Below are 22,909 nucleotides of genomic sequence, written 5' to 3'. Positions count from 1 at the left end.
TTATAAAAAAGTACACAGGGAGGCAGTTTGATCTATAACAAAAAAGGTGCCAAAGCACCTTTTTAATAAAATATAAGTTAGTACGACATAAACTAATACGTAACGGTATGTGCATCTTTGAGATATTGGAATAACTCTTTATAACCTTTACCTGGCTTTTCAGCTTTCGCTTCTTTTGCCGCATTACGAACTAATTGGCGCATTTGTTGACGATCAAGAGACGGAAACTGCTCAATCGTCTCATTAATAAGGTCATCGCCTTGTTCAATTAAATCTGAACGTAGTTGCTCAATTTTTTTGACCAATACTTCAGCTTGGTTATTTTTATTAAGCATTACATCGATAATCGCTCTAATAGCGTCAATGTTTTCTACAGTACGCAACGTTTTAGCAATGTAATTTAAGTGACGGCGGTACGCGTCGCTTTTATTGCTAATTTTATCAGCGACTACCATGGCCGCTTTTAAATCATCATTTAATGGTAGGCGTTCGCGCTGTTTTTTACCCATTTTGGCAATTTCAGTACCTAACTGATGAAACTCTTGCGCTTCACGCTTAAGCTCCGTTCTTGATACATATTCAATTTCTTCTTCAATTTCAGCAGGCTTGCCTTTTTTCTTTGCCATGGGGTGCTCTTAAATAAAAATAACTTTTGCCATTATACATGAATATGATACTTAGGAATATTAGCTGATGTGATGCATTGAGTGTGTTAGCATTTAAATATAAGAAATGCGTGCATTATGCCCCTAAGGCTCAGGACTTAATTTATGAAAAGCCAACAAAACGATCCAATTTATTCGCAAATATCGCAAGTTAAAGATGCGGTAGCAGAAGTACTCGAACATGCTAAAAAATTAGGCGCGACAGCTGCAGAAGCGGCCATGTCTAGTACGTCTGGTTTATCGGTTAGTACACGAATGGGTGAAGTAGAAACCATTGAGTTTAACCAAGATGGCGGCTTAGGCATTAGCGTATATGTTGGTAATAATAAAGGCTCGGCGTCGACGGCTGATTTAAATCCAAAAACATTACGCACGGTAGTCGAAAAAGCGATTGATATAGCCAAATTTACATCGGATGACCCATTCAATGGCGTTGCTGATAAAGAGTTACTTGAATTTAATCCTAAAGATTTAGATTTATACCATCCTTGGGATGTAAGCCCAGAGGAAGGTATTGAGCTTTGTCATGCAGCTGAGCAGGCTGCATTAAATGCAGATGAGCGTATTGTTAATTCAGATGGCGCGAGTTTTTCATCGCACCAAGGGTTACGTGTGTACGGTAATAGCCATGGTTTGATAACGGGTTTTCCACGTACTCGTCATAGCATTAGCACTATGGTAATAGGTCAAGATGGCGAACACATGCAACGGGACTCTGCTTACACAGTGGCGCGCGATCAAGCGGGTTTAAATGATGCAGCAGCAGTGGGTCTTGAAGCCGCTGCTGAAACATTAGCCAAATTAAACAGCCAAAAGTTAGGCACAATGAAAGTGCCGGTTGTTTTTAGAGCAGACATTGCAAACTCATTGTTTGGTCACTTAGTGTCGGCCATTGGTGGTGGCGCGCTTTATCGTAAATCAAGTTTTTTACTTGATAGTTTGGGCACACAAGTATTTAGTAATTGCGTAAACATTGCAGAGCGTCCGCATATTTTGAAAGGCTTGGCATCGTCACCGTTTGATAGCGAAGGCGTTAAAACATTCGACAGAGAAATTATTCAAGGCGGCGAGTTACAAACTTATTTATTAGCAAGCTATGCCGCGCGTAAAATGAATATGAAGCCAACAGGCCATGCTGGCGGTATACATAACTGGCTTGTTGAGCAAACTCATAACGATTTAACTGCACTATTAAAAACCATGGGCACAGGCTTATTAGTAACCGAGCTAATGGGGCAGGGTGTAAATACAGTAACGGGTGATTACTCACGTGGTGCTGCTGGCTTTTGGATTGAAAATGGTGAAATTCAATATCCGGTAAGCGAAATTACCATTGCCGGTAATTTAAAAGACATGTTTAAAGGTATTTCTGCTATTGGTGGTGATATAGAACGTCGTGGTGGTATTCAAACTGGTTCAGTATTAATAGAGCAAATGCAAATAGCCGGCGCGTAGTATTAATACGCGGTGTATACTTAGACCGAGAGTATTATCTCTGGGTCTAAGTGAGTTTTTACGAGGTGTAAAATGGCTAAAGATAGATATGCACCAAAACCGCTAACCGATATTATGGCGGGGTTAAATAATCGTTTATCGGCTTATGCGGGCAAAAGCCAAGCACTTGATACACAGCAAACCTTATTAAAAGATTTTTTAGGCCCTAAATTGGGTGATAAATGCCGAGTTAGTAATTACCGAGACGGCACGCTAATGATAGAGGCGGTGTCGGCACCTATTGCGCTTAGACTTAATTACTTAAAAATGGATATGCTTTCGCATTTTAGAGCCGCTGGAATGGCAGAGCTCGGACAAATAAAAATCACTGCAAATCCTCAAGCGACTCAGCGATTAAGTACCGCGAACAAGTCGGGTAGTCCTACAGTTACCAATTCACGAAAAATGAGTGAGCAAACAGCGGATTACTTAAATGCGATAGCAGCTTCTGCACCTCCTTCTTTAAAAGAAAAGCTAGAACGTTTAGCGCTTCATGGAAAAAATAAAAGTTAGCCTTAACTACCCACCATCTTGTTATTGGTGGGGCTAATTTGGCAGCTCACCGTATTCAAAATACTTTGTTACATATTCTATTTTATTGTTGGCTTAATGAGGTTTATGATACTTCATGGTGCTTTTTATTATTTAAAGCCCCTTGATACCCATTCCATTAAGTAAAAGCGTATAGGCAGTGCTATTTTTACTCCTGCTATATTCAAGAATTTAATGGAGTTGGTATGTGATACCAACCCGCATAAATCTTTGATCAACTTAACGAATTAAATTGCACTATAACGTCGTTAAAATTTTTTATTTAGAACAACTAGATACAAAAAATTTTGCCTAGTTCTAGCGTAATTTTCTTAACGTTAAATAGACCCCATATATAAGCAGGTTGATATTAAATTCTAACTAACAAACGGAATCATTATGAATAAAGTAACAATGGCCGCTGCGAGCATCGCGCTTGCACTTGGTTTAGTAGGTTGTGGTGAAAAACAACAAGAAGCTAAAGTAACCGACACTCCAGTAGTAACAGCGCCTGCTGAAAAACCACTAGAGCTTGGTATTGAACTCGCTAATATGGATAGTTCAGTTCGTGCACAAGACGATTTTTACTACCATGTAAATGGCCAGTGGTTAGCTAAAACTGAAATACCAGGTGATAAATCTAACTACGGTTCTTTTTCGCAGTTATATGATGAGTCGCAAAAAGCGATGAAAATAGCCCTTGAAAGTGCAGCCGCTAACAAAGCCGCTGAAAAAGGCAGCGATGAATATAAAATTGGTGCATTTTACAAAAGTTACATGAATCAAGCTGCTCGTAATGAGCTAGGTATTACGCCATTACAACCATCAATAGACACGATTGATAGCGTTAAATCTAAAGCAGATTTAACGGGCTTAATGGCTAAAGTTCAAAAACAAGGTGGTAGTTTACCGTTTGGTTGGTTTGTAAATAACGATGCTAAAAACTCAAGCGAGTATGCATTGTACTTATCTCAGTCGGGTCTTGGTTTACCAGATCGTGACTATTACTTAAAAGATGACGAAAAATTCACTAAAATTCGTGCATCTTATGAGCAATACATCACCGATATTTTAGCTAAGTCAGGCGTTAAGAATGCAGCAGAAGCAGCTGAGAGCGTGCTTGCATTTGAAAAAACATTAGCTGATGCTCAGTGGAGCCGTGTGCAAAGTCGTGATGCAACTAAATCTTATAACAAGATGACAGTAGCAGATGCTAGTAAACTGATGGGCGACCTTGATTTAGCCGAATTTTTTAAAGATGCAGGCGTGAGTGCAAATGACATTATTGTACGTCAACCAAGCTACTTAGAAGCACTTGCTACTATTTATAAAGACACTGATTTAGCAACGTGGAAAAACTACTTAAAATTTCATTTTGTAAGTGGTTATGCAGAGCTACTTAGTGAAGACTTAGTTAACCTTAACTTTGACTTTTACAGCACAACATTGCGTGGTGTAGAAGAGCAAGCACCTCTTTGGAAGCAAGCGGTTGATGCATCTAATAGTGTACTTGGTGAAATTTTAGGTAAGGTATACGTTAAAGATAACTTCCCGCCAGAAGCTAAAGCACGTATGGAAGAATTAGTTGATAACGTAATTAAAGGTTACGGTGTTGCTATTGAAAACCTTGAGTGGATGAGCCCTGAAACAAAGCTTGCAGCGAAAGAAAAGCTAGACAAATTCACACCTAAAATTGGTTATCCAGATACTTGGAAAGACTACTCTGAGCTAAAAATCAACTCAGATGAGCTAGTAGGTAACTACATTCGTTATAGCGAATGGGCTTACGCAGACATGATCGCAAAATTGGGCAAACCAGTTGATCGTTCTGAGTGGCACATGACTCCGCAAACGGTAAATGCGTATTACAATCCAGTAAACAACGAAATTGTATTTCCAGCCGCGATTTTACAACCGCCATTCTTTAATTTAGAAGCGGATGATGCAGTAAACTACGGTGCAATTGGCGCAGTAATTGGGCATGAGCTTGGTCATGGTTTTGACGACCAAGGTGCTAAATACGACGGTGATGGCAACTTACGTAACTGGTGGAGCGAGACTGATCTTAAGCAATTTGAAGAGCGTACAGCGGCTTTAGTTGCACAATACAATGAGTACACACCTTTTGAAGATGCGAGTGTTAATGGCGAGCTAACGCTTGGCGAAAACATTGGCGATTTAGGTGGCTTAACCGTTGCGCATAAAGCGTATATGCTATCTTTAGGTGAGAAAAAAGCCCCAGTGATTGATGGTTACACAGGCGATCAACGTTTCTTCATGGGTTGGTCACAAATTTGGCGTCGTAACTACCGCGATGAAGAGCTACGTAATCGTTTATTAACAGACCCTCATTCACCAAGCCACTACCGTGTAATCGGTATCTTGTCGAACATGCCTGAATTTTACGAAGCGTTTGACGTAAAAGAAGGCGACAAAATGTATATCAAACCAGAAGACCGTGTAAAAATTTGGTAATTGACTAATTACCCCGATTTAAGGTTAATCAAAAGCCAGTAAGTATTTAGCTTACTGGCTTTTTTATACGCCATAATTATTTTATTTTTTCAGCCTTATTATAAACGCGGCAATTAACTGCAATTTAATGCGATACCGACTTTTTTGAGATAGTGCTGTTCTTGCTCTAAATCTGCTTGTAGCAGAGTATATTCTTGCAAGTAGCCATCGCAAAATTTTATAAATAACCCTGTGCTGCTTGCGCTAATTTCCATGTTTGGCTTTTGATTCGCTTGCCGTTTTTGATTAAATAAAATAGCTAAACGCAAAATAGTAATAAGCTTAAGCACTCGCTGCTGCGAGATGGTTATAAAGTCGGAGAGTTCATTAAGCTTGATTTTCTTACGATAAAAGCGAATAAGCGAACTTAGTATTAATTGCTCCTGTTGCGTAAAACCAGGTAATTGGCTATTAGCAACAATATAGGCACTGTGTTTATTTATGCCTGATGAGTTTATAGATAAACCAATTTCATGCAGTTTTGCTGCCCACATCAGTAGTGCAATATCGTCTTGATTATTAAGTTGCCATGGGCCTTTTAAGCGTTCGTAGAGCCAACTAACCGTGTCAGAAACACGGATTGCATGGGTCTTATCTACGGTGTATCTGTCGCTTATATTATTAATGGTATTACTGCGAATGTCGTTATCAACCAGTTTTTGCTGCATTTCATGGAGTAACCCTTCACGCAGCGAAAAGTCGCTGTAGGTAAGCTGGGTTATTGCAAACTCTCTAAAAATAGCGATTAGGATGGCAAGGCCACCACAAATACTAAGCTGACGCTCTGGCGTTAAACCTTCAATTAGCAGGTTATCTATTCGTTGAGCGCTGATAAATTGTTGTTTAAGGTTAATTAAATCGTCGTAAGTTATACAAGATTGATGTGGCTTTTTCGCACTTATCATTGCGAGTATTGCCTTAATTGTACCTGATGTACCAATGACATTTTTCCAGCCTTCGTTTATGTAACTAGCAAAAATAACTTCTATTTCTTGTTCTGCTTTTATTTCAGCTTTATTGAAGTGCTTAGGACTAATTATACCATCAATAAAAAATTGATTTGTGTAACTAACACAACCCATATTACGACTAGTAAGTAGTTTGTGTTGAAAGTGCTGGCCGATTATTAATTCAGTACTTCCACCGCCAATATCAATAACAAGACGGTTATCTTCATTATGTAGGTAGTGGGCAACACCTTGATAAATCAGGCGAGCTTCTTCTTGTCCTGCAACAACGTTAATATGAAATGGAAATACCTCATTTGCTTGTGTTAAAAAGGCATGGATATTTTTAGCGCGTCTAAAGGTATGGGTTGCCGCTACTTTTACATTACAGGCAGGGAAATCTTGCAGAGTTTTAGCAAACTGTTTTAGCACGACTAAAGCGCGATCAATAGCATACTGGCTTAGTTTTGACTTATCATCGAAACTATCAGCTAAATACACACGCTGCTTTTCTTTATGTAAAATTTGCAGTGTGCCATCAACTTCACGAGCAACGACTAAATGAAAGCTATTCGAGCCTAAATCGACAGCGGCTATAGATGGGCGATTACTCATTGTTATAATTACTTTCCCATTTTTTTAGATGATCATAAGTCGCTATTTGTGAACGAATTTTTTTACGATTCCCACGTCGCACATAAGTGTTTTTTTGTTCTTTGTCGATTAAGCGTGCTTTTGTGCGGTCTTTAAATTGTAGCTCTAAAATATCAATAATGAGCAGCTTTAATTTAGCGTCTAAAATTGGCACGCCCACTTCAACACGATGATCAAGGTTACGGGTCATCCAATCAGCAGACGAAATATACACTTTGTCCTCGCCGTTATTACCAAACACCATTACGCGAGGATGCTCTAAAAAACGATCAACAATACTAATCACTCTTATGTTATCGCTAAACTTGGCTACCCCAGGTATTAATGAGCACATACCGCGCACAATAATGCGAATTTTAACGCCACAACGACCAGCATGATAAAGCTTATCAACAAGCTGCTTGTCGACCAAATTATTTACTTTAACGGTAATTTTACCGGCAAAACCATTTTCGACGTGTTGAATTTCTTTATCGATTAAATCGAGTAAAGTGTCACGAGCATTGATAGGTGATAGCATTAAGTATTCAAAACTAAAAGGCTTATAGCTGCTTTCTATAAATCTAAATACGCTGTCGCATTCTTCACAGATCCCGACATGTTTCGTGAATAAACTAAAGTCGGTATATATTTTGGCGGTTTTTTCATGAAAATTACCGGTTCCAATATGCGCATACTTTACTATTTGGCCTTTTTCTTTACGTTGAATAATACACAACTTGCTGTGCACTTTTAACGCGGGTATACCAAAAATTACTTTAATGCCTGCGCTGCTTAATATTTTTGCCCATTCAATATTATTTTGTTCATCAAAACGGGCCTTTAGCTCAACCATTACGGTAACTTGTTTGCCATTTTTAGCGGCATTAATCAATGATGAAATAAGCCGCGATTTACTTGCAACACGATAAATATTAACTTTAATTTGTGTCACTTTAGGATCAAAGGCTGCTTGGCGCACATATTCCAGTAAATGATTAAATGTGTGGTATGGGTAGTAAAGTAAAATATCTCGCTCGGTAATAGCGTCAAATACGCTGGTGTGTTTGTTAAACGCGGTGCTTTGTAATGCAGGTAATGGTTTATTTTCAAGATACTGCCGGCCTACATTAGGGAAGGCAATAAAATCTCTAAAATTACGGTAGCGTCCAGCTGGGATCAGCGCATCATGATGAGTTACATTTAGCCGTTTTTTCATTACTTTAAGCATGCTTTCGGGCATCGTTTCGTCATAGACTAAGCGTACAGGTTCAGCATAAATACGTTGTTTTAATCCTTTGGACATCTTATCCAGCAGACCCTCTTCTAATTCATCATCAAGATTATATTCGGCATCACGGGTAAGCTTAATTGAGTGACCTTGGATAGTTTGAAAGCTAAAAAAGCTGCTGAATACGTCATTTAAAAAATATAAAATAACATCATCAAGCATCACAATGGTTTTATGGCGGCGGGTTTTCTCGCTTGGTAAATTTATAAATCTTGGTACACGATCGGTTGGCACTTCGAGCATTGCGTAATGATTTTTCTCGTCACTCATTTCTACAAATAAGTAAGTCATGGTGTCATTTACGTAATCTGAGTAATCTCTATTCTCATCAAGTAAGATTGGGGATATATGTTGTAGGACATTGTCAGTAAAGTAATTTTTTAACCAATTTAAATGAAATTCACTGAGCTTCTCTGGCCTATTTACGTGAATATTATGTGTGGTTAAATCATTTAAGATTTGTTGGTGAATTTGATTAAATTTCTTACCAAGCAGTAATACTTTCTTTTGTATCTGACTTAGTAGTACTTCATCTTCTTCAAAATTAGCATTAGGAAGTTTGCTTAATAAAATACGGCGCTTAACGTCGGCTACACGGACTCTGAAAAACTCATCAAGGTTATTAGAAAAAATACCTAAAAAACGTATGCGCTCAATAATTGGGTTACTTTTGTCTTTAGCTTCTTGCAGCACACGTTCGTTGAACGACAGCCAGCTTAACTCCTTTGAAAAATACTCAATAACGTGGGTGTGTTCTATGTGGGCATTCATACTTCATTCCGCTATTTAATGCTGAATAAAATATAATGTAACTTAATGACATTAAAGTGACATGCGTGCCAGCGATGTGACACGCATAAGGGGGTATTATACTTCTTCGGTGTCTACGATTAGATCACTTGTTATTGACTCGAGCGCATCAATAACTTCTTCTTTATTCATTCCATTTGGCAAAGTGACTGTCGCCACAGCGCTAAAAATAGGTACTCCCCAATTAGGTGCGCTTTGTTGTCTTGAATTTAAGTGAGTAATATTAGCCCCTTTATGGCGTATCACACTTGCTAGTTCTTGAACAATACCAGGGCGATCGTTACCTGTAATAACTAGATTAATTTGCTCAAGCGATGATTGTTCAATTTCAGTGTTACCCGCTTCAATACGTACATCGAGCTTGGGAAGTGCATTGAGTGCGCTTTGTAAGGATTGAAAATGCTCCTCTGCTACTTCAAGTTGAATAATACCTGCAAAGTGACCTAGTAGATGGCTCAAGTTACTACTAAGCCAGTTTCCGTGATTCTCCAATACGACCGAGGAAATATTTTCGACTAATCCAGGGCGGTCTTTCCCTAAAATAGTAATAACCAGTTGCTTCATAAATAATTCTCTTTTTAAGGCCAAAGAAAGTAAATGCGTAGGCACTAAGTGTTTAATTTATCGGTTGTTAAAGTGTAGCTATAAAGTCCTAATTTTAAATTGATAAAAACGGGATTTAATATACATGCTATGCATTTTTTAAAGCTACGATTGCCTATTTGATACTTTGTGAGTATTGACCTCGATAAATACTTTGTCCAATTATTTTACAATTTAGTTCACTTATAAGTCACTCATTTGAAGTTTTATTAAGCTAGTTGTCTAACTGCTTTATTTATATTTGCTATTAAGAGCTTATTATTACCGCTGTAACATTACTGTCATCTTGATGAAATATAATTTATGCAACGTTAAGATTTAAGGGTGTTTTGATGACTTCCAATCCGAATAAACCGACTTTTAATACGGATCGAAGCCGTCTATTTAAAGATCGGTTTGCCCAATTTGGCATAACCGCAGGCGGGGTAATGGTATTAGTGGCACTGCTATTAATATTCTTTTATCTTCTTTATGTAGTACAACCAATTTTTGAATCAGCTAAAGTTGAAAAGCGTAACAGCTTAAACATTGCTAATGCAGATCAGATTGTCGGTTTAGGCGTTGAAGAGCAAACTGAGGTGGCTTATTTATTAGGTCAACAAGGGCAAGTTGATTTTTATAATATTGAAAAATCAAATTTCGGTAAAAAACTCAAAACCCTCGATGTCATATTGCCAAGCGAAGCAAGTAGTTTTGCAACAAGCGCACCGTTTCAGGGGCAATATGCTTATGGCTTGAAAAACGGCACCGTGGTGGTGGTTGTACCTAAGTTTTTAGTTACCTTTCCAAACAACGAGCGAAAATTAACCCCACGTGTTGATTATCCACTTGGCGAAATGGCATTAGCAGTAGACGAACAAGGAGCGGCAATTAAGCGCTTTGCGTTTAGTCATTATGAAGATAAAACGGCTGTGGTTGCGTTAACCGAAGATAAACGTGTTTTATTCAGCAGCTTTGTGGCTGAAGAAAATATGTTTACCGGAGATGTTGAATGGGTTGTGCAGCGCACTGAACTTGATATCGAAGGCCGTGTAGATGAGCTTCTAATATCACCGGATACAACGCGTACATTTATTCGTTCGGCTAATCAAATTTATGTATATGATACACGCGACCCAAGCGATGTTGAGCAAATACAATTGCTTTCAGCCAACGAAGAGCGCGCAAATATAGTGTCTGCTCAATTATTAGCGGGTGCAAATTCGTTAATGCTTGCTAATGATAATGGTGAAGTTTCACAGTGGTTTGAAGTGAATACAGATACTGGCCGAGAGTATCAAAAAATTCGTTCATTCGAGACGAGTAAACAAAGTAAACTCAATATATTCACAGAATTTTACCGACGTACATTTTTCACTACCAGTAGTAATGGTGAGTTGGGTGTTTACTACACAACAAGTGAAGCTAAATTATGGCAGGGTAAAGTAAGTGAAGGTGAAATTAAAAACTTTGCAATTGCACCACGCTCTAATGCGGCATTAATTTTAGCTGATGACAAATTAACCGTATTAGAAATACACAATGAACACCCAGAAGTAACGTGGTCAGCACTTTGGCAAGAAGTATGGTATGAAGGTTACCCAGAGCCAGGCTATATTTGGCAATCAACCTCAGCCAGTGATGACTTTGAATCTAAGTTTTCATTAGTGCCAATTTCGTTTGGTACAATCAAGGCCGCATTTTACGCCATGTTATTTGCAGTACCAATTGCATTGTCATCGGCTATTTACACTGCTTACTTTATGTCGAGCGGATTACGTAAAGTTGTTAAACCAACAGTAGAAATAATGGAAGCACTGCCGACTGTTATTTTGGGCTTTTTAGCGGGCCTTTGGTTAGCACCACTGATTGAAGAACATCTACCCGCAATTGTTGGATTGCTCATCTTATTGCCGCTAGGTATTTTAGGTGCTGCATTTGGGTGGACTAAATTACCAGCCGGTATTCGTCATAAAATTCCTGAAGGCTCTCATTCAATAATCCTTATACCCGTTGTGTTATTTATTGGCTGGTTTTCATTTGCGATGAGCGAAACGATTGAGCTTTGGATGTTTGACGGCAATGTACGTCAATATTTAACAAATGAACTTGGTATGACGTTCGATCAACGTAACTCACTAGTTGTTGGTATTGCGATGGGCTTTGCGGTTATTCCTACTATTTTCTCAATAGCAGAAGATGCTGTGTTTAGTGTACCTAAGCATTTATCAAACGGTTCATTAGCGTTGGGTGCAACTCAGTGGCAAACACTTGTACGTGTTGTATTGCTAACTGCCAGCCCTGGTATTTTTTCCGCCGTAATGATGGGGTTGGGCCGTGCTGTTGGTGAAACAATGATTGTACTGATGGCCACCGGTAATACACCAATAATGGATTGGAGTATTTTTCAAGGAATGCGGACGCTTGCAGCAAATATTGCAGTTGAAATGCCAGAATCAGAAGTAGGCAGTTCACACTATAGAATATTATTTTTAGCGGCTTTTGTACTATTCATATTCACCTTTATTTTCAACACAATCGCTGAGTTTGTTCGCCAGCAATTGCGTGAAAAATACAGCTCAATGTAAGTGGAGAGACACGACATGGTAAAGCAGTGGTTTAGGTCTGGTTCTCCTTGGATTTGGATGACCGGTGGTGCAGTGAGCATCAGTTTGATTTCAGTGTTAGGTTTATTAGCAATGATAGCCTGGAAGGGATTAAGTTTCTTTTGGCCTTCTGAAGTGATGCAGTATGAGCTTGAAGGCTCTATTGCAAAGCAAACCGTTATTGGTGAAGTTTACGACCGAGAAATGGTACCCAAAGAGCGTTTAGCTGCAACAGGTGTTGATGTATCAGCATTTGATAAAGAAGAGTTTGAGCGTTTACTTATCAAAACAGGTAACCGTGAATACGTCGATTTAGATTTTCGTTGGATACTTGAAACCGATATAAAAGAAAAATCGGCACCAGCGACACTTGCGGTATTTGAGCGTAGTAAAAACGGTAATTTTTACGGTTACCTAGAGAGCGTTATTAAAGATGGCAAGCCAGTTGCTGGTGATACCGTTGAGGCTTTACACGAACTTGTTGATCGCGCAGTTGATTTAAATGATGAAGCGCTTGATTTACAAAACGGCGATATTGGCCACATTAACTATGAACTTGAACGCTTACGGTTAAAAGAGAAAGGTTATTTACTTGATAATGAGTTAACCGATGAGCGTGTTGCTGAACTTGCTCAAGCGCGTGCTAATTTACGTGCAGAGTATGGCGTACTTGAAAAAGAGTTATTCGCACTGCGTAAACTTGCAAAACGTGACTATGTTACTGTAAAAGATATGCGCGGTGAAATTGTGACTATCCCTATGTATCAGGTACTTGATGTTTGGTTTCCAAATGACATGGGCTTTTTTGCAAAACTAGGTCATTACTTTGTACAGCTAGGCAAGTTTGTATCTGATGATCCGCGTGAAGCAAATACCGAAGGTGGCGTGTTTCCTGCCATATTTGGTACTGTTTTTATGGTTATGCTAATGGCGGTAATAGTAACGCCGTTTGGTGTTGTCGCTGCAATTTACTTACATGAATATGCAGCGAAAAACGCAGTGACGAAAATGATTCGTATTGCAGTCATTAACTTAGCCGGTGTGCCTTCAATTGTATACGGTGTATTTGGCTTAGGCTTTTTTGTTTATATGTTAGGTGGTAGTTTAGACCAATTGTTTTACCCTGAAGCATCGCCAACCCCTGTATTTGGTACGCCAGGTGTAATGTGGTCAGCATTGACATTGGCTATATTAACGCTCCCTGTTGTAATTGTATCGACCGAAGAAGGGTTATCTCGAATTCCAAGCACGGTACGTGATGGTTCATTAGCGCTGGGCGCAACAAAAGTTGAAACGTTATGGCGTATTGTAATTCCAATGGCAAGCCCTGCAATTATGACCGGTTTAATACTCGCTGTTGCGCGCGCCGCAGGTGAAGTTGCACCATTAATGCTGGTGGGTGTGGTAAAAATGGCACCTACATTGCCACTTGATGGTAACTTTCCATATTTTCACTTAGATAGAAAGTTCATGCATTTAGGGTTTCATATTTACGATGTTGGCTTTCAAAGTCCAAATGTTGAAGCAGCGCGACCACTGGTATATGCAACTGCATTTTTATTGGTGTCGGTAATTATAACGCTCAACATAACGGCCATTGGTATACGTAACCATTTACGTGAAAAATTCAGATCGCTTGAACACTAATTAGTAAAGATTTTATAGGTAATAAACATGATTACAGTCGCTACACAAGTAAACCAAGCAAATTTGGGCATGAAGTTAGATTTAGATAATTTAACCGATGAGCAAAAAGCGCTAGAAATTAAAGACCTTGATCTTTACTACGGTGATAAACAAGCGCTTAGTAAAGTGAACATGAGCATCCCAAAAGGCCAAGTAACGGCGTTCATTGGTCCATCGGGTTGTGGTAAATCAACGTTACTGCGTTGTATCAACCGTATGAATGACCTTGTGGATATTTGTCGCATTGAGGGTGAAATATTACTGCATGGACAAAATATTTACGATAAAAGCGTTGATGTTGCTGCGCTTCGCCGTAATGTGGGCATGGTGTTTCAACGCCCTAATCCGTTTCCTAAATCAATTTATGAGAATGTGGTTTATGGTCTACGCTTACAAGGTATTAAAGAAAAGCGCAAACTAGATGAAGTGGTAGAGCAATCACTTCGTGGCGCAGCCCTGTGGGATGAAGTAAAAGATAGATTACACGATAGTGCATTTGGTTTATCGGGTGGTCAGCAACAGCGTTTAGTTATTGCTCGCTCAATTGCGATTGAGCCAGAAGTCCTTTTATTGGATGAGCCGACATCGGCACTCGATCCAATTTCTACTTTGGTAATCGAAGAGCTAATAAACGATTTAAAGAATAAATTTACCGTTGTTATTGTTACACATAACATGCAACAAGCAGCGCGAGTATCTGATCAAACCGCCTTTATGTACATGGGTGAATTAATTGAATACTCAGATACAAATACCTTATTCACAACACCAACGAAGAAAAAGACCGAAGATTATATTACCGGTCGTTACGGTTAATTAGCCTATTACAGCGTGTTGTATAAGATCAAAAGAGAAGGTAATTATGGAACATAACATTAATAAACACATTTCTGGGCGCTTTAACCAAGAACTAGAAAATGTGCGTAATCACGTATTAAGCATGGGTGGCTTAGTTGAGCAACAATTAAGCAGTGCACTTGATGCGGTCAGTCGAAACGATGCAGAGCTTGCGCAAAAAGTCCGTGAAAATGACTACAAAGTAAATGCCATGGAAGTGAACATTGATGAAGAATGTACACGAATTATTGCTCGCCGCCAGCCTGCGGCTAGCGACTTACGTTTAGTAATCGCCATAGCGAAAACAATTGCTGATTTAGAGCGCATTGGTGATGAAGCAAAGCGAATCGCAAAAGTTGCTCTTGATTCATTTACCAAAGATCAACAAGATCTACTCGTAAATATTGAAAACATGGGCCGCCAAGTTTTAAAAATGTTGCATGATGTACTTGATGCATTTGCCCGTATGGATGTGCAACGAGCATTTCAGGTTCACAAGGAAGATGCCAAGGTAGATCGAGAGTATGAAGCCATTACACGTCAAATTATGACTTATATGATGGAAGACCCTCGTTCAATACCAAAAATTATGGACTTAGTTTGGTCTGTTCGTTCGTTAGAGCGTATTGGCGACCGTTGTCAAAATATTGCTGAATACATTATTTATTTTGTAAACGGTAAAGATATTCGTCATACATCTCAAGAAGATATAGAAAAATCATTATAAATTTAACTATTTCATTCTTTTGTATTAAAGCGACCTTGTGTCGCTTTGTGCGTTGCAAGAGCAAGTGAAGCAATAAAAAGCGTTCACAATCGTTGTTAATGCTGTAAAATTCATGCTGCAAAGCATATCAATTTGATTAAAGGGTCAGTTATGCCTACAAACGCGTTTTTAGGAGTATTTGCAAAATCTCCTATCAAGCCAATGGAAGAACACATAAAGAAAGTTCATCAAGCAAGTAAAGCTTTGATACCTTTCTTTAATCACGTATTTAAAGAAGAGTGGGTACAAGCTGAAGAGCTTCGCATCACTATTCGTAATTTAGAGCGTGAAGCCGATGATATGAAAAGAGATATACGTTTACAGTTACCGCGCGGTTTATTCATGCCGGTAGAGCGTACAGATCTGCTCGAATTAGTAACCCAACAAGATAAAATTGCAAATAAAGCAAAAGACATTGCTGGACGTGTGATTGGTCGTGAAATGACCATTCCAAAAGTTATGCAAGTTGATTTCTTGGCTTATTTAACTCGTTGTGTTGATGCGACAAAACAAGCATCTAAAGCAATTAACGAATTAGAAGAGCTGCTAGAAACAGGCTTTAAAGGTCGTGAAGTGACCTTAGTAGAAAAAATGCTAGTTGAATTGGATGCAATAGAACAAGACACGGACGAAATGCAAATAAAAGTACGCCGCCAACTACGAGATGTAGAAGGTGAGTTAAATCCAATTGATGTGATGTTTTTATACAAAATCATTGAATGGGTTGGCGAGCTTGCAGATATTGCAGAGCGCGTAGGATCACGTCTTGAGCTGATGTTAGCTCGTTAATTTAAAATCAGTTCAAACACGAAAGATTAAGGTTTTACAATGGATATCATTGCATCTTACGGCACGGTATTAATTTTAATTGCCGCAGCAGTCGGCTTTTTTATGGCTTATGGTATTGGCGCGAATGACGTAGCTAACGCCATGGGAACTTCTGTAGGTTCAAAAGCATTAACAATCAAACAGGCTATTTTTATAGCGATGATTTTTGAATTTGCAGGTGCTTATTTAGCTGGTGGTGAGGTTACATCAACAATTCGTAAAGGAATTATTGATGCGGCACCATTTGCAGATATTCCAGAACTTATGGTTCTGGGTATGATTGCTTCTTTATTTGCAGCCGGAACATGGCTATTAATGGCTTCGTTTCTAGGTTGGCCAGTATCAACTACTCACTCAATCATTGGTGCAATCATTGGTTTTGCATTAGTTGCAGTAGGCACTGAGGCAATTCAATGGGATAAAGTAGGTGGTATTGTAGGTAGTTGGATTATAACGCCCGCTATATCTGGTTTTATTGCATACTTAATATTTATGAGTGCGCAAAAACTTATTTTTGATACTGATGCTCCACTTAAAAATGCTAAACGCTACGTACCACTTTATATGGGACTGGCGGGCTTTATTATGGCCTTGGTTACAATTAAAAAAGGCTTAAAGCATGTTGGCGTAGACTTAGGTGCTGTTGAAGGTTATGCACTTTCAATCGCCGTTGCAGTGATTGTGGCAATTATTGGTAAGATTGCTATTTCTCGCTTAAACATTGATCCTAAAGCCGATAAGCAAATGCAGTTCAACAATGTTGAAAAAGTATTTGCAGTATTAATGGTACTAACAGCCTGTTGTATGGCGTTTGCTCATGGTTCTAATGACGTTGCTAATGCTATTGGTCCACTAGCTGCTGTTGTAAACATTGTTGAAAACAATGGTGAAATTGCTAAGAAAGCCGCTATTGCTTGGTGGATTCTACCGCTTGGTGGTTTTGGTATTGTGGCAGGTCTTGCTATTTTAGGTAAAAAAGTAATTAAAACGATTGGTGAAGGTATTACACATTTAACACCTAGCCGTGGTTTTGCTGCTGAATTAGCTGCCGCTTCAACGGTTGTTATTGCATCAGGCACAGGTATGCCAATCTCTACTACACAAACCTTAGTGGGTGCGGTATTAGGTGTAGGTATGGCGCGTGGTATTGGTGCTCTTAATATGAGTGTTATCAGAAACATTGTAGTTTCTTGGGTAATTACGTTGCCAGTTGGTGCTGCCCTTGCTATTGTTATTTTCTATGTACTAAGAACCGCATTTGGGGTTTAACAAAAAAGTACTCAAAGACTTTTAGCTTGAAAAGATCTCAATGCCCTAGGTGTTGGGGTCTTTTTATTTGTGGAAAGAAAAATGACGAATCTCCCAAGTATTAAACAGTTACAGTATTTGTTGGCTGTTCACCAGTATCAGCATTTTGGCCGTGCAGCGAGTGCGTGCTTTATAGGGCAATCAACTTTAAGCAGTGCGATTCAAAACCTTGAGGAAACACTTGGTTGTCAGCTCATTGAGCGAGAAAATCGTAGCCTTATGTTTACCAGCATTGGTGAGGAAGTAGTAGAACGTGCACGTAGGATTATTAACGACACAATTAGTTTAAAAGAGCTTACTAAAAGCTTTTTAACACCACTGCATGGTAAATTAACCGTTGGTGTAATACCGACTATCGCCAGCTTTATTGCGGCTCCGCTCTATCACTTTTGTAAAGAAACTTTTGGTGATTTAGAACTGGTATTAATAGAAGATACTAGTGATAAGTTACTCGATAAGCTCGAGCATGGACATATTGATTTAGCGTTACTGGCTTTGCCATATGAAACCGACAAGTTTCACACTCAAGTGCTTGCTAAAGATCATTTTAGTTTGGTGCATCATAAAGATTACACACCAGCAAAGGGCGTGGAGGATTTTAATTTACTGCCGGATGCAAGTGTATTTTTACTCGAACGAGAGCACTGTATGACAGGGCATGCGCTCAGTGCGTGTCATTTAAATCGTGCTAGCTGTATTAATCCCTTTGAAGCGGCGAGTTTGCATACATTGCTTAGTATGGTTGAGCATCAGCTTGGTGTGACTTTTTTACCGCAAATGGCGATTAATGCCGGTATTTTGGATAATAAAAACATGATTGCGACCCCTTCGCAAAATGATGCATATAGGGATGTTGGTATATTGTGGCGTAAGACAACTGGGCGTATTCGTGATTTTAAATTGTTTAGCCAGCAACTTGAATCATTCTTAAAGTATCAATGCAGCTTAGATTTTATTAAAAAATAAAGCAGCTACAAAGGCTGCTTTTGATCATGTTTATGACCTTCGAAAGGTTCTAGTTCAGGTAAAAATAATAGGTAAATCCATACGACTAGGTTAAAGTAGGGCACACATCCTAAGACAGTAAATACCTTAACAGGATAGCCTTTAATCGTTGCATATCGATAACATTGATATGCAATAACAAAGTGTATAGCTAGTAACAAAGTAACTAATTGCATCATACCTTTCTCCTTAAGATCCTAAGTAGTATCAAACTTAACTACAAAAGCCAGTTATGTACCATTAAGTGGTAATGTCATGTTTTTCAAGTGTAATCCATTAAACAGCGTGACATTCGCTGGGTTGTGAGTAGAGTATAGGCAATAAAGACAATAATGACAGCAATAAAATGCTTAAAATTGTTTAATTTTACGGATTATTAGCTAGGTGATTGTTGATAAAAAACTTTATTATTTAAAATATTTTCAAGCTCAGCTTTAACTTTTTCGATGGGTATTGGGCGAGCTATAAAGTAGCCTTGACCATAATCTACGCCAATCTCTTTTAGTGCATAAAAGATCTCTTTATTTTCAACATATTCAGCTACAGAGAGTTTGTCGAGAGAGCTACTTATGTCATTGATTGCTTTTACTAGGGCTAAATCAATAGGATCATTTAGCATATCACGTACAAAGGAGCCATCAATTTTAACATGCTGCGCGGGAAGTTGTTTAAGATAGTTAAACGTACTAAAGCCAGTACCAAAATCATCTATTGAAAAGTGGCAGCCTAGGTTATTCAGCTTTTCGATCATTTTACGCGTTGCTTTTAAATTATTTATACTTGCTGACTCAGTAATCTCAAAAATAATACGGGTAGGAGATACTTGGTACTTTTCTAAATTTGATTCAATAAGCGGTAATAATCGTTCATCTAAAAAAGACTGAGCAGATAAGTTAATAGCAACTTGCTTTAATTCTGGATGTTTCGCAACGCAAGAAACTGTGTTACGTATAACGCATTGATCCATCAAAAAAGTATCGTTTAGCATTTCAAGAGAAGGAATAAATTGGTCAGGATATACGAGTTTATTATTGAGTTTTAAGCGCAGTAGAACTTCAAAATAGGCTACTTTATTCTCTTTAAAGTCCCATATAGGCTGATAGTGAAGCTCTATATTATTTTGCTGTAATGCTTGGCGTATTTCATGGCCCCACTCTAAACCTGTTTGTAATGTATTGTTTTGCTTATCTTCTTTTGAATAGCAGTGAACTAAGTTACGACCTAAGTTTTTAGCAATATATAAAGCAATGTCGGCTTGTTTTAAACACTCATTAGGGTCACAATTTTTTGATGTTATTTGAGCTAAGCCAATAGAGCAACTTATAGTATAAACTTGGTCGCCAGACATAAATGCATGTTTTTCTATTGCACTGCACACTCCCTCTGCTACTAAGTGAGCCTCAAGCAAGTTCATATTTGTTAGTATTACGGCAAATTCATCGCCACCAATACGACAAACTAGATGATCACCACCAATATTATCTTTAAAAAGCTCAGCGACTTCTTTTAAAACAACATCGCCTTGATGATGCCCTTTGCTGTCGTTTATTATTTTGAAATGGTCAAGATCAATATAGATCAATGCGTGTTCAATATTGGTATGTGTTTGATCAGGCATGCAAATTTGGTTAAGTTGTTGATCAAAATAATAGCGATTGTGCAGTCCCGTTAATGTGTCGTGTAATGCTAAATGACGCAGCTGTAATTCTGCTTGTTTTCGTTCATGGATATTATCGATTGTTGCCGTAATTGTCGCATTATTACGACTATTTTTAATCAGCTGAAGCCTGCATTCAACCCAAATTTCATTCCCATTTTTATGATTTATTTTTATTTCAATTTGTTGTTGCTGATCACCGCCATGGAGAATATTGCTTACTGTATTTTGTAGTTTTTGCTGGCATTCATTGGTACAAAAATCAGTGAGTGAGCGTTGCAGTGAATACTTCACGCCAAAGCCACTGAGTGTCTCCCATGCTGGGTTAATGAAGCGAATAAGGCCTTGTTGATCTAGTTCAAGGACAACCGTATTTAAGTGCAATAAAATACGTTGATGAGCTGAAAATAACTCTTTGTATTTTACTTCACTCAAACTTAATTGCTCAACTTTGTTGGCAAACTCAGCGTAACTCACCATAAAATCTTCTCGGCGTGCTGCGTGATCACATACTTTGTTCAAAAATGAAGGGTCGTAGGGGGCGCGGATAAAATCGGTAACGCCTGACAGCAAAAGCTGTTCTGCATAGTCTGCATCTGCGTTATCTATAATCGTTACAATCGCTTGCTTAGGGTTATGCTGTAAAATATCTTCTACTAATATGCTTGATATTTCAGCCCTATTTGCTGTTGCATCGAGTAACACAATTGAAAACTGCTGCTGATAATAAGCACTAAGCGCCTCTTTACTTGTGGTTACATGAGTAATTGCAAAGTTTAGTTTGAGTTGTTCGCTAATATCATTGGCTTTACTTTGCTGAGGTTCTAATAGTAATAGATTTAAGCGACTGCTTTTTTCTAAGTGTGTTGACAGCACATTAGCCAAAACTTGTGGCAACATATCTTGATGCTCAAAAGGCAGTACCGCATCAATACCATAGCTACGGGCGGTCGTTTCGGCTATTCGCTCACAGTAGATAGGGGGAGTTAGTAATATAGGTGTGTTTTTTGTGGTTTTTAATAAACCAGAACGGATCATTCGAGAAAAACGCCAGCCATCAATTTTACCTACATTCAGCCCTGTAATAATAATATCTACAGGTTGTTGCTTTAAGATTTTTAAGGCTTCCTGACTGTCTTGGACTTCAATAAAAGTAAACACATTTAAGCTATCTAAAGTGGCACGAATAGTGCGACGCTCAGCACTACTTGCATTTAATATTAGCAACTTAAGCCGTTTTGCCACGTATTATTACCCCTACAAAAACTTATAATTATTTAACCGAGTTAGAGTAATGACATTTCTTTACAAGAACAAGAAGATTTAACCTAAGTATAGACACTATTGGATTTTTGAGGTTGAAATTACACATTTCCCTTGTTTTTATACACAATAGAACATTGTTTAATTTATATAAGTAACCGAATTTAAGACATAGATTACTCGGTTTTTATTTATTGCCACAAAATAGTAGCCGCAGCTATTGCCAAATACCTTTAAATCCACCGAAATTAGGCTGATTTCTTGAGCTTAATACACGATAGATATACACTTGGCGCGATTTTAAATGATGTGGATAACCAATTATGCGCGTGGCTGACTTTAGCTTTGACTTACCTGATGAATTAATTGCTCGCTTTCCTAAAACGGATCGAACGAGTAGCCGCTTACTCAAGCTTGATGGCCCAAGTGGCGAGATTGAGCACAAAGTTTTTAGTGACATACTTGAATTAGTTCATGAAAATGACTTATTAGTTTTTAATAACACCAGAGTGATCCCTGCGCGTATGTTTGGCCAAAAAGCATCGGGTGGTAAAGTTGAGGTTTTAGTTGAGCGCGTACTTGATGAGCATCGCGTGTTGGCGCATGTTCGAGCAAGTAAGTCATTAAAGCCTGGTAACGAAGTGATCCTCGAAGGTAAAGCTAAAGCAATAATGGTGGCGCGTCACGACACCTTATTCGAACTTGAATTTGATCATAGCCAAAATGTGCTCGATATATTAAATGATATTGGGCATATGCCATTACCACCTTATATTGATCGCCCTGATAATGAAGCCGACCGCGAGCGCTATCAAACGGTTTACGGTGAAAAACCAGGTGCTGTTGCAGCGCCCACTGCAGGCTTACATTTTGATAAACAACTAATGGCTGCGTTAAAAGAAAAAGGCGTACAAATGGCATTTGTTACCTTGCATGTTGGCGCAGGGACATTTCAGCCAGTGCGTGTAGAGACGATTGACGAACATGTAATGCACTCTGAATACATTGAAGTACCACAAGATGTTGTAGACGCCGTTGCACAAACTAAAGCAAACGGCGGGCGAGTGATCGCTGTTGGTACAACGTCAATGCGTTCACTCGAATCTGCTGCAAAAATACATGGTGGCAAGCTCGATACTTACTTTGGTGATACCGATATATTTATTTATCCGGGTTATCAGTTTAACGTAGTGGATGCCATGGTTACTAATTTCCACCTACCAGAATCAACGCTTATTATGTTAGTGAGTGCCTTTAGCGGCCAAGAGAACATAATGGGGGCTTATAACACCGCAATTGAACAACAATATCGCTTTTTTAGTTACGGTGATGCGATGTTTTTAACACGTAAATATTAAATTTTTAGTAAAAATAACTACAAACCCCAACACATTGTTGAGGTTTGTATTTACGATAGTAAATCAGCATCGAATTTACCGTAGCTAATAGTATTAACTTAGCAAAAAGGGTAGAATCAAGCGGTTAA

Annotated in this window: 17 protein-coding genes; 11 read left to right on the top strand and 6 right to left on the bottom strand. The window is 38.6% G+C overall.

The genetic code is table 11. The annotated features are described in order from the left end of the window. Positions 1-92: 92 nt before the first annotated feature. A complete protein-coding gene (yjgA, locus tag PALI_RS03585; RefSeq protein ID WP_007582068.1) occupies positions 93-626 on the bottom strand; it encodes a ribosome biogenesis factor YjgA in 534 nt (177 codons plus the stop codon). Between the two features lie 144 nt (positions 627-770). On the opposite strand from yjgA, the gene pmbA reads away from it, so the two are divergent. The 3 genes from pmbA to PALI_RS03570 all read left to right on the top strand — a co-directional run bounded on the left by pmbA (position 771) and on the right by PALI_RS03570 (position 5,165). Beyond that, the gene (gene pmbA / locus PALI_RS03580) at positions 771-2,120 is read left to right on the top strand and encodes a metalloprotease PmbA (protein WP_193154933.1); all 1,350 of its coding nucleotides are present in this window, start codon (positions 771-773) and stop codon (positions 2,118-2,120) included. Between the two features lie 72 nt (positions 2,121-2,192). Then, positions 2,193-2,672, top strand: a complete 480-nt coding sequence (locus tag PALI_RS03575) for a DUF721 domain-containing protein (protein WP_182702368.1) — start codon at positions 2,193-2,195, stop codon at positions 2,670-2,672. A gap of 417 nt (positions 2,673-3,089) precedes the next feature. Continuing rightward, a complete protein-coding gene (locus PALI_RS03570; RefSeq protein WP_193154932.1) occupies positions 3,090-5,165 on the top strand; it encodes a M13 family metallopeptidase in 2,076 nt (691 codons plus the stop codon). A 113-nt stretch (positions 5,166-5,278) separates the two neighbouring features. Here PALI_RS03570 and PALI_RS03565 read toward each other — a convergent pair whose 3' ends face one another. The 3 genes from PALI_RS03565 to PALI_RS03555 all read right to left on the bottom strand — a co-directional run bounded on the left by PALI_RS03565 (position 5,279) and on the right by PALI_RS03555 (position 9,449). Next, a complete protein-coding gene (locus tag PALI_RS03565) occupies positions 5,279-6,766 on the bottom strand; it encodes a Ppx/GppA phosphatase family protein (RefSeq protein ID WP_193154931.1) in 1,488 nt (495 codons plus the stop codon). Next, complete coding sequence (gene ppk1 / locus PALI_RS03560; protein ID WP_193154930.1) at positions 6,759-8,846, bottom strand: polyphosphate kinase 1; 2,088 nt, start codon at positions 8,844-8,846, stop codon at positions 6,759-6,761. Before ppk1 ends, PALI_RS03565 begins: the two co-directional genes overlap by 8 nt. 96 nt (positions 8,847-8,942) lie before the next feature. Continuing rightward, positions 8,943-9,449 (bottom strand): glycine cleavage system protein R, encoded by a 507-nt coding sequence (locus PALI_RS03555; RefSeq protein ID WP_077536839.1) that lies wholly within the window; start codon positions 9,447-9,449, stop codon positions 8,943-8,945. A 371-nt stretch (positions 9,450-9,820) separates the two neighbouring features. On the opposite strand from PALI_RS03555, the gene PALI_RS03550 reads away from it, so the two are divergent. The 7 genes from PALI_RS03550 (at position 9,821) to PALI_RS03520 (ending at position 18,464) form a co-directional block, all read left to right on the top strand. After that, complete coding sequence (locus PALI_RS03550; protein WP_193154929.1) at positions 9,821-12,055, top strand: ABC transporter permease subunit; 2,235 nt, start codon at positions 9,821-9,823, stop codon at positions 12,053-12,055. A gap of 15 nt (positions 12,056-12,070) precedes the next feature. Further along, positions 12,071-13,720: a phosphate ABC transporter permease PstA gene (pstA, locus tag PALI_RS03545; RefSeq protein ID WP_193154928.1), complete on the top strand. Its 1,650-nt coding sequence runs from the start codon at positions 12,071-12,073 to the stop codon at positions 13,718-13,720. A 27-nt stretch (positions 13,721-13,747) separates the two neighbouring features. Then, positions 13,748-14,575: a phosphate ABC transporter ATP-binding protein PstB gene (gene pstB / locus PALI_RS03540; protein WP_138584108.1), complete on the top strand. Its 828-nt coding sequence runs from the start codon at positions 13,748-13,750 to the stop codon at positions 14,573-14,575. A gap of 46 nt (positions 14,576-14,621) precedes the next feature. Beyond that, complete coding sequence (gene phoU, locus PALI_RS03535; RefSeq protein ID WP_077536843.1) at positions 14,622-15,323, top strand: phosphate signaling complex protein PhoU; 702 nt, start codon at positions 14,622-14,624, stop codon at positions 15,321-15,323. Positions 15,324-15,473: 150 nt separating this feature from the next. Then, the gene (locus PALI_RS03530; protein WP_077536844.1) at positions 15,474-16,151 is read left to right on the top strand and encodes a TIGR00153 family protein; all 678 of its coding nucleotides are present in this window, start codon (positions 15,474-15,476) and stop codon (positions 16,149-16,151) included. Positions 16,152-16,190: 39 nt separating this feature from the next. Further along, positions 16,191-17,459 carry an inorganic phosphate transporter gene (locus PALI_RS03525; protein WP_077536845.1) on the top strand — a complete coding sequence of 423 codons (1,269 nt, stop codon included), beginning with the start codon at positions 16,191-16,193 and terminating at the stop codon, positions 17,457-17,459. 81 nt (positions 17,460-17,540) lie between these two features. Beyond that, on the top strand, positions 17,541-18,464 hold the full coding sequence (locus PALI_RS03520; protein ID WP_182700963.1) for a hydrogen peroxide-inducible genes activator: 924 nt from the start codon (positions 17,541-17,543) through the stop codon (positions 18,462-18,464). A gap of 5 nt (positions 18,465-18,469) precedes the next feature. Here PALI_RS03520 and PALI_RS03515 read toward each other — a convergent pair whose 3' ends face one another. Next, on the bottom strand, positions 18,470-18,682 hold the full coding sequence (locus tag PALI_RS03515) for a hypothetical protein (RefSeq protein WP_077536847.1): 213 nt from the start codon (positions 18,680-18,682) through the stop codon (positions 18,470-18,472). Positions 18,683-18,879: 197 nt separating this feature from the next. Further along, complete coding sequence (locus PALI_RS03510; RefSeq protein WP_077536848.1) at positions 18,880-21,405, bottom strand: EAL domain-containing protein; 2,526 nt, start codon at positions 21,403-21,405, stop codon at positions 18,880-18,882. Positions 21,406-21,746: 341 nt separating this feature from the next. On the opposite strand from PALI_RS03510, the gene queA reads away from it, so the two are divergent. Next, positions 21,747-22,781, top strand: coding sequence for a tRNA preQ1(34) S-adenosylmethionine ribosyltransferase-isomerase QueA (queA, locus tag PALI_RS03505; RefSeq protein WP_193154927.1), 1,035 nt, complete (start codon positions 21,747-21,749; stop codon positions 22,779-22,781). The last annotated feature ends 128 nt before the right edge of the window (positions 22,782-22,909 follow it).

This window comes from Pseudoalteromonas aliena SW19 (assembly GCF_014905615.1).
Taxonomy (GTDB): domain Bacteria; phylum Pseudomonadota; class Gammaproteobacteria; order Enterobacterales; family Alteromonadaceae; genus Pseudoalteromonas; species Pseudoalteromonas aliena.
Note: the sequence above shows the minus strand (reverse complement) of the source record. Positions and strands in the feature narration are given on the sequence as shown.

Excerpts from the sequence above, each read along its gene's own strand:
- PALI_RS03555 (WP_077536839.1), bottom strand. The coding sequence starts at position 9,449 with ATGAAGCAACTGGTTATTACTATTTTAGGGAAAGACCGCCCTGGATTA.
- PALI_RS03550 (WP_193154929.1), top strand. The coding sequence starts at position 9,821 with ATGACTTCCAATCCGAATAAACCGACTTTTAATACGGATCGAAGCCGT.
- yjgA (WP_007582068.1), bottom strand. The coding sequence starts at position 626 with ATGGCAAAGAAAAAAGGCAAGCCTGCTGAAATTGAAGAAGAAATTGAA.
- PALI_RS03565 (WP_193154931.1), bottom strand. The coding sequence starts at position 6,766 with ATGAGTAATCGCCCATCTATAGCCGCTGTCGATTTAGGCTCGAATAGC.
- pstB (WP_138584108.1), top strand. The coding sequence starts at position 13,748 with ATGATTACAGTCGCTACACAAGTAAACCAAGCAAATTTGGGCATGAAG.
- PALI_RS03520 (WP_182700963.1), top strand. The coding sequence starts at position 17,541 with ATGACGAATCTCCCAAGTATTAAACAGTTACAGTATTTGTTGGCTGTT.
- PALI_RS03515 (WP_077536847.1), bottom strand. The coding sequence starts at position 18,682 with ATGATGCAATTAGTTACTTTGTTACTAGCTATACACTTTGTTATTGCA.
- queA (WP_193154927.1), top strand. The coding sequence starts at position 21,747 with ATGCGCGTGGCTGACTTTAGCTTTGACTTACCTGATGAATTAATTGCT.
- phoU (WP_077536843.1), top strand. The coding sequence starts at position 14,622 with ATGGAACATAACATTAATAAACACATTTCTGGGCGCTTTAACCAAGAA.
- PALI_RS03530 (WP_077536844.1), top strand. The coding sequence starts at position 15,474 with ATGCCTACAAACGCGTTTTTAGGAGTATTTGCAAAATCTCCTATCAAG.
- PALI_RS03570 (WP_193154932.1), top strand. The coding sequence starts at position 3,090 with ATGAATAAAGTAACAATGGCCGCTGCGAGCATCGCGCTTGCACTTGGT.
- PALI_RS03525 (WP_077536845.1), top strand. The coding sequence starts at position 16,191 with ATGGATATCATTGCATCTTACGGCACGGTATTAATTTTAATTGCCGCA.
- pmbA (WP_193154933.1), top strand. The coding sequence starts at position 771 with ATGAAAAGCCAACAAAACGATCCAATTTATTCGCAAATATCGCAAGTT.
- pstA (WP_193154928.1), top strand. The coding sequence starts at position 12,071 with ATGGTAAAGCAGTGGTTTAGGTCTGGTTCTCCTTGGATTTGGATGACC.
- PALI_RS03575 (WP_182702368.1), top strand. The coding sequence starts at position 2,193 with ATGGCTAAAGATAGATATGCACCAAAACCGCTAACCGATATTATGGCG.
- ppk1 (WP_193154930.1), bottom strand. The coding sequence starts at position 8,846 with ATGAATGCCCACATAGAACACACCCACGTTATTGAGTATTTTTCAAAG.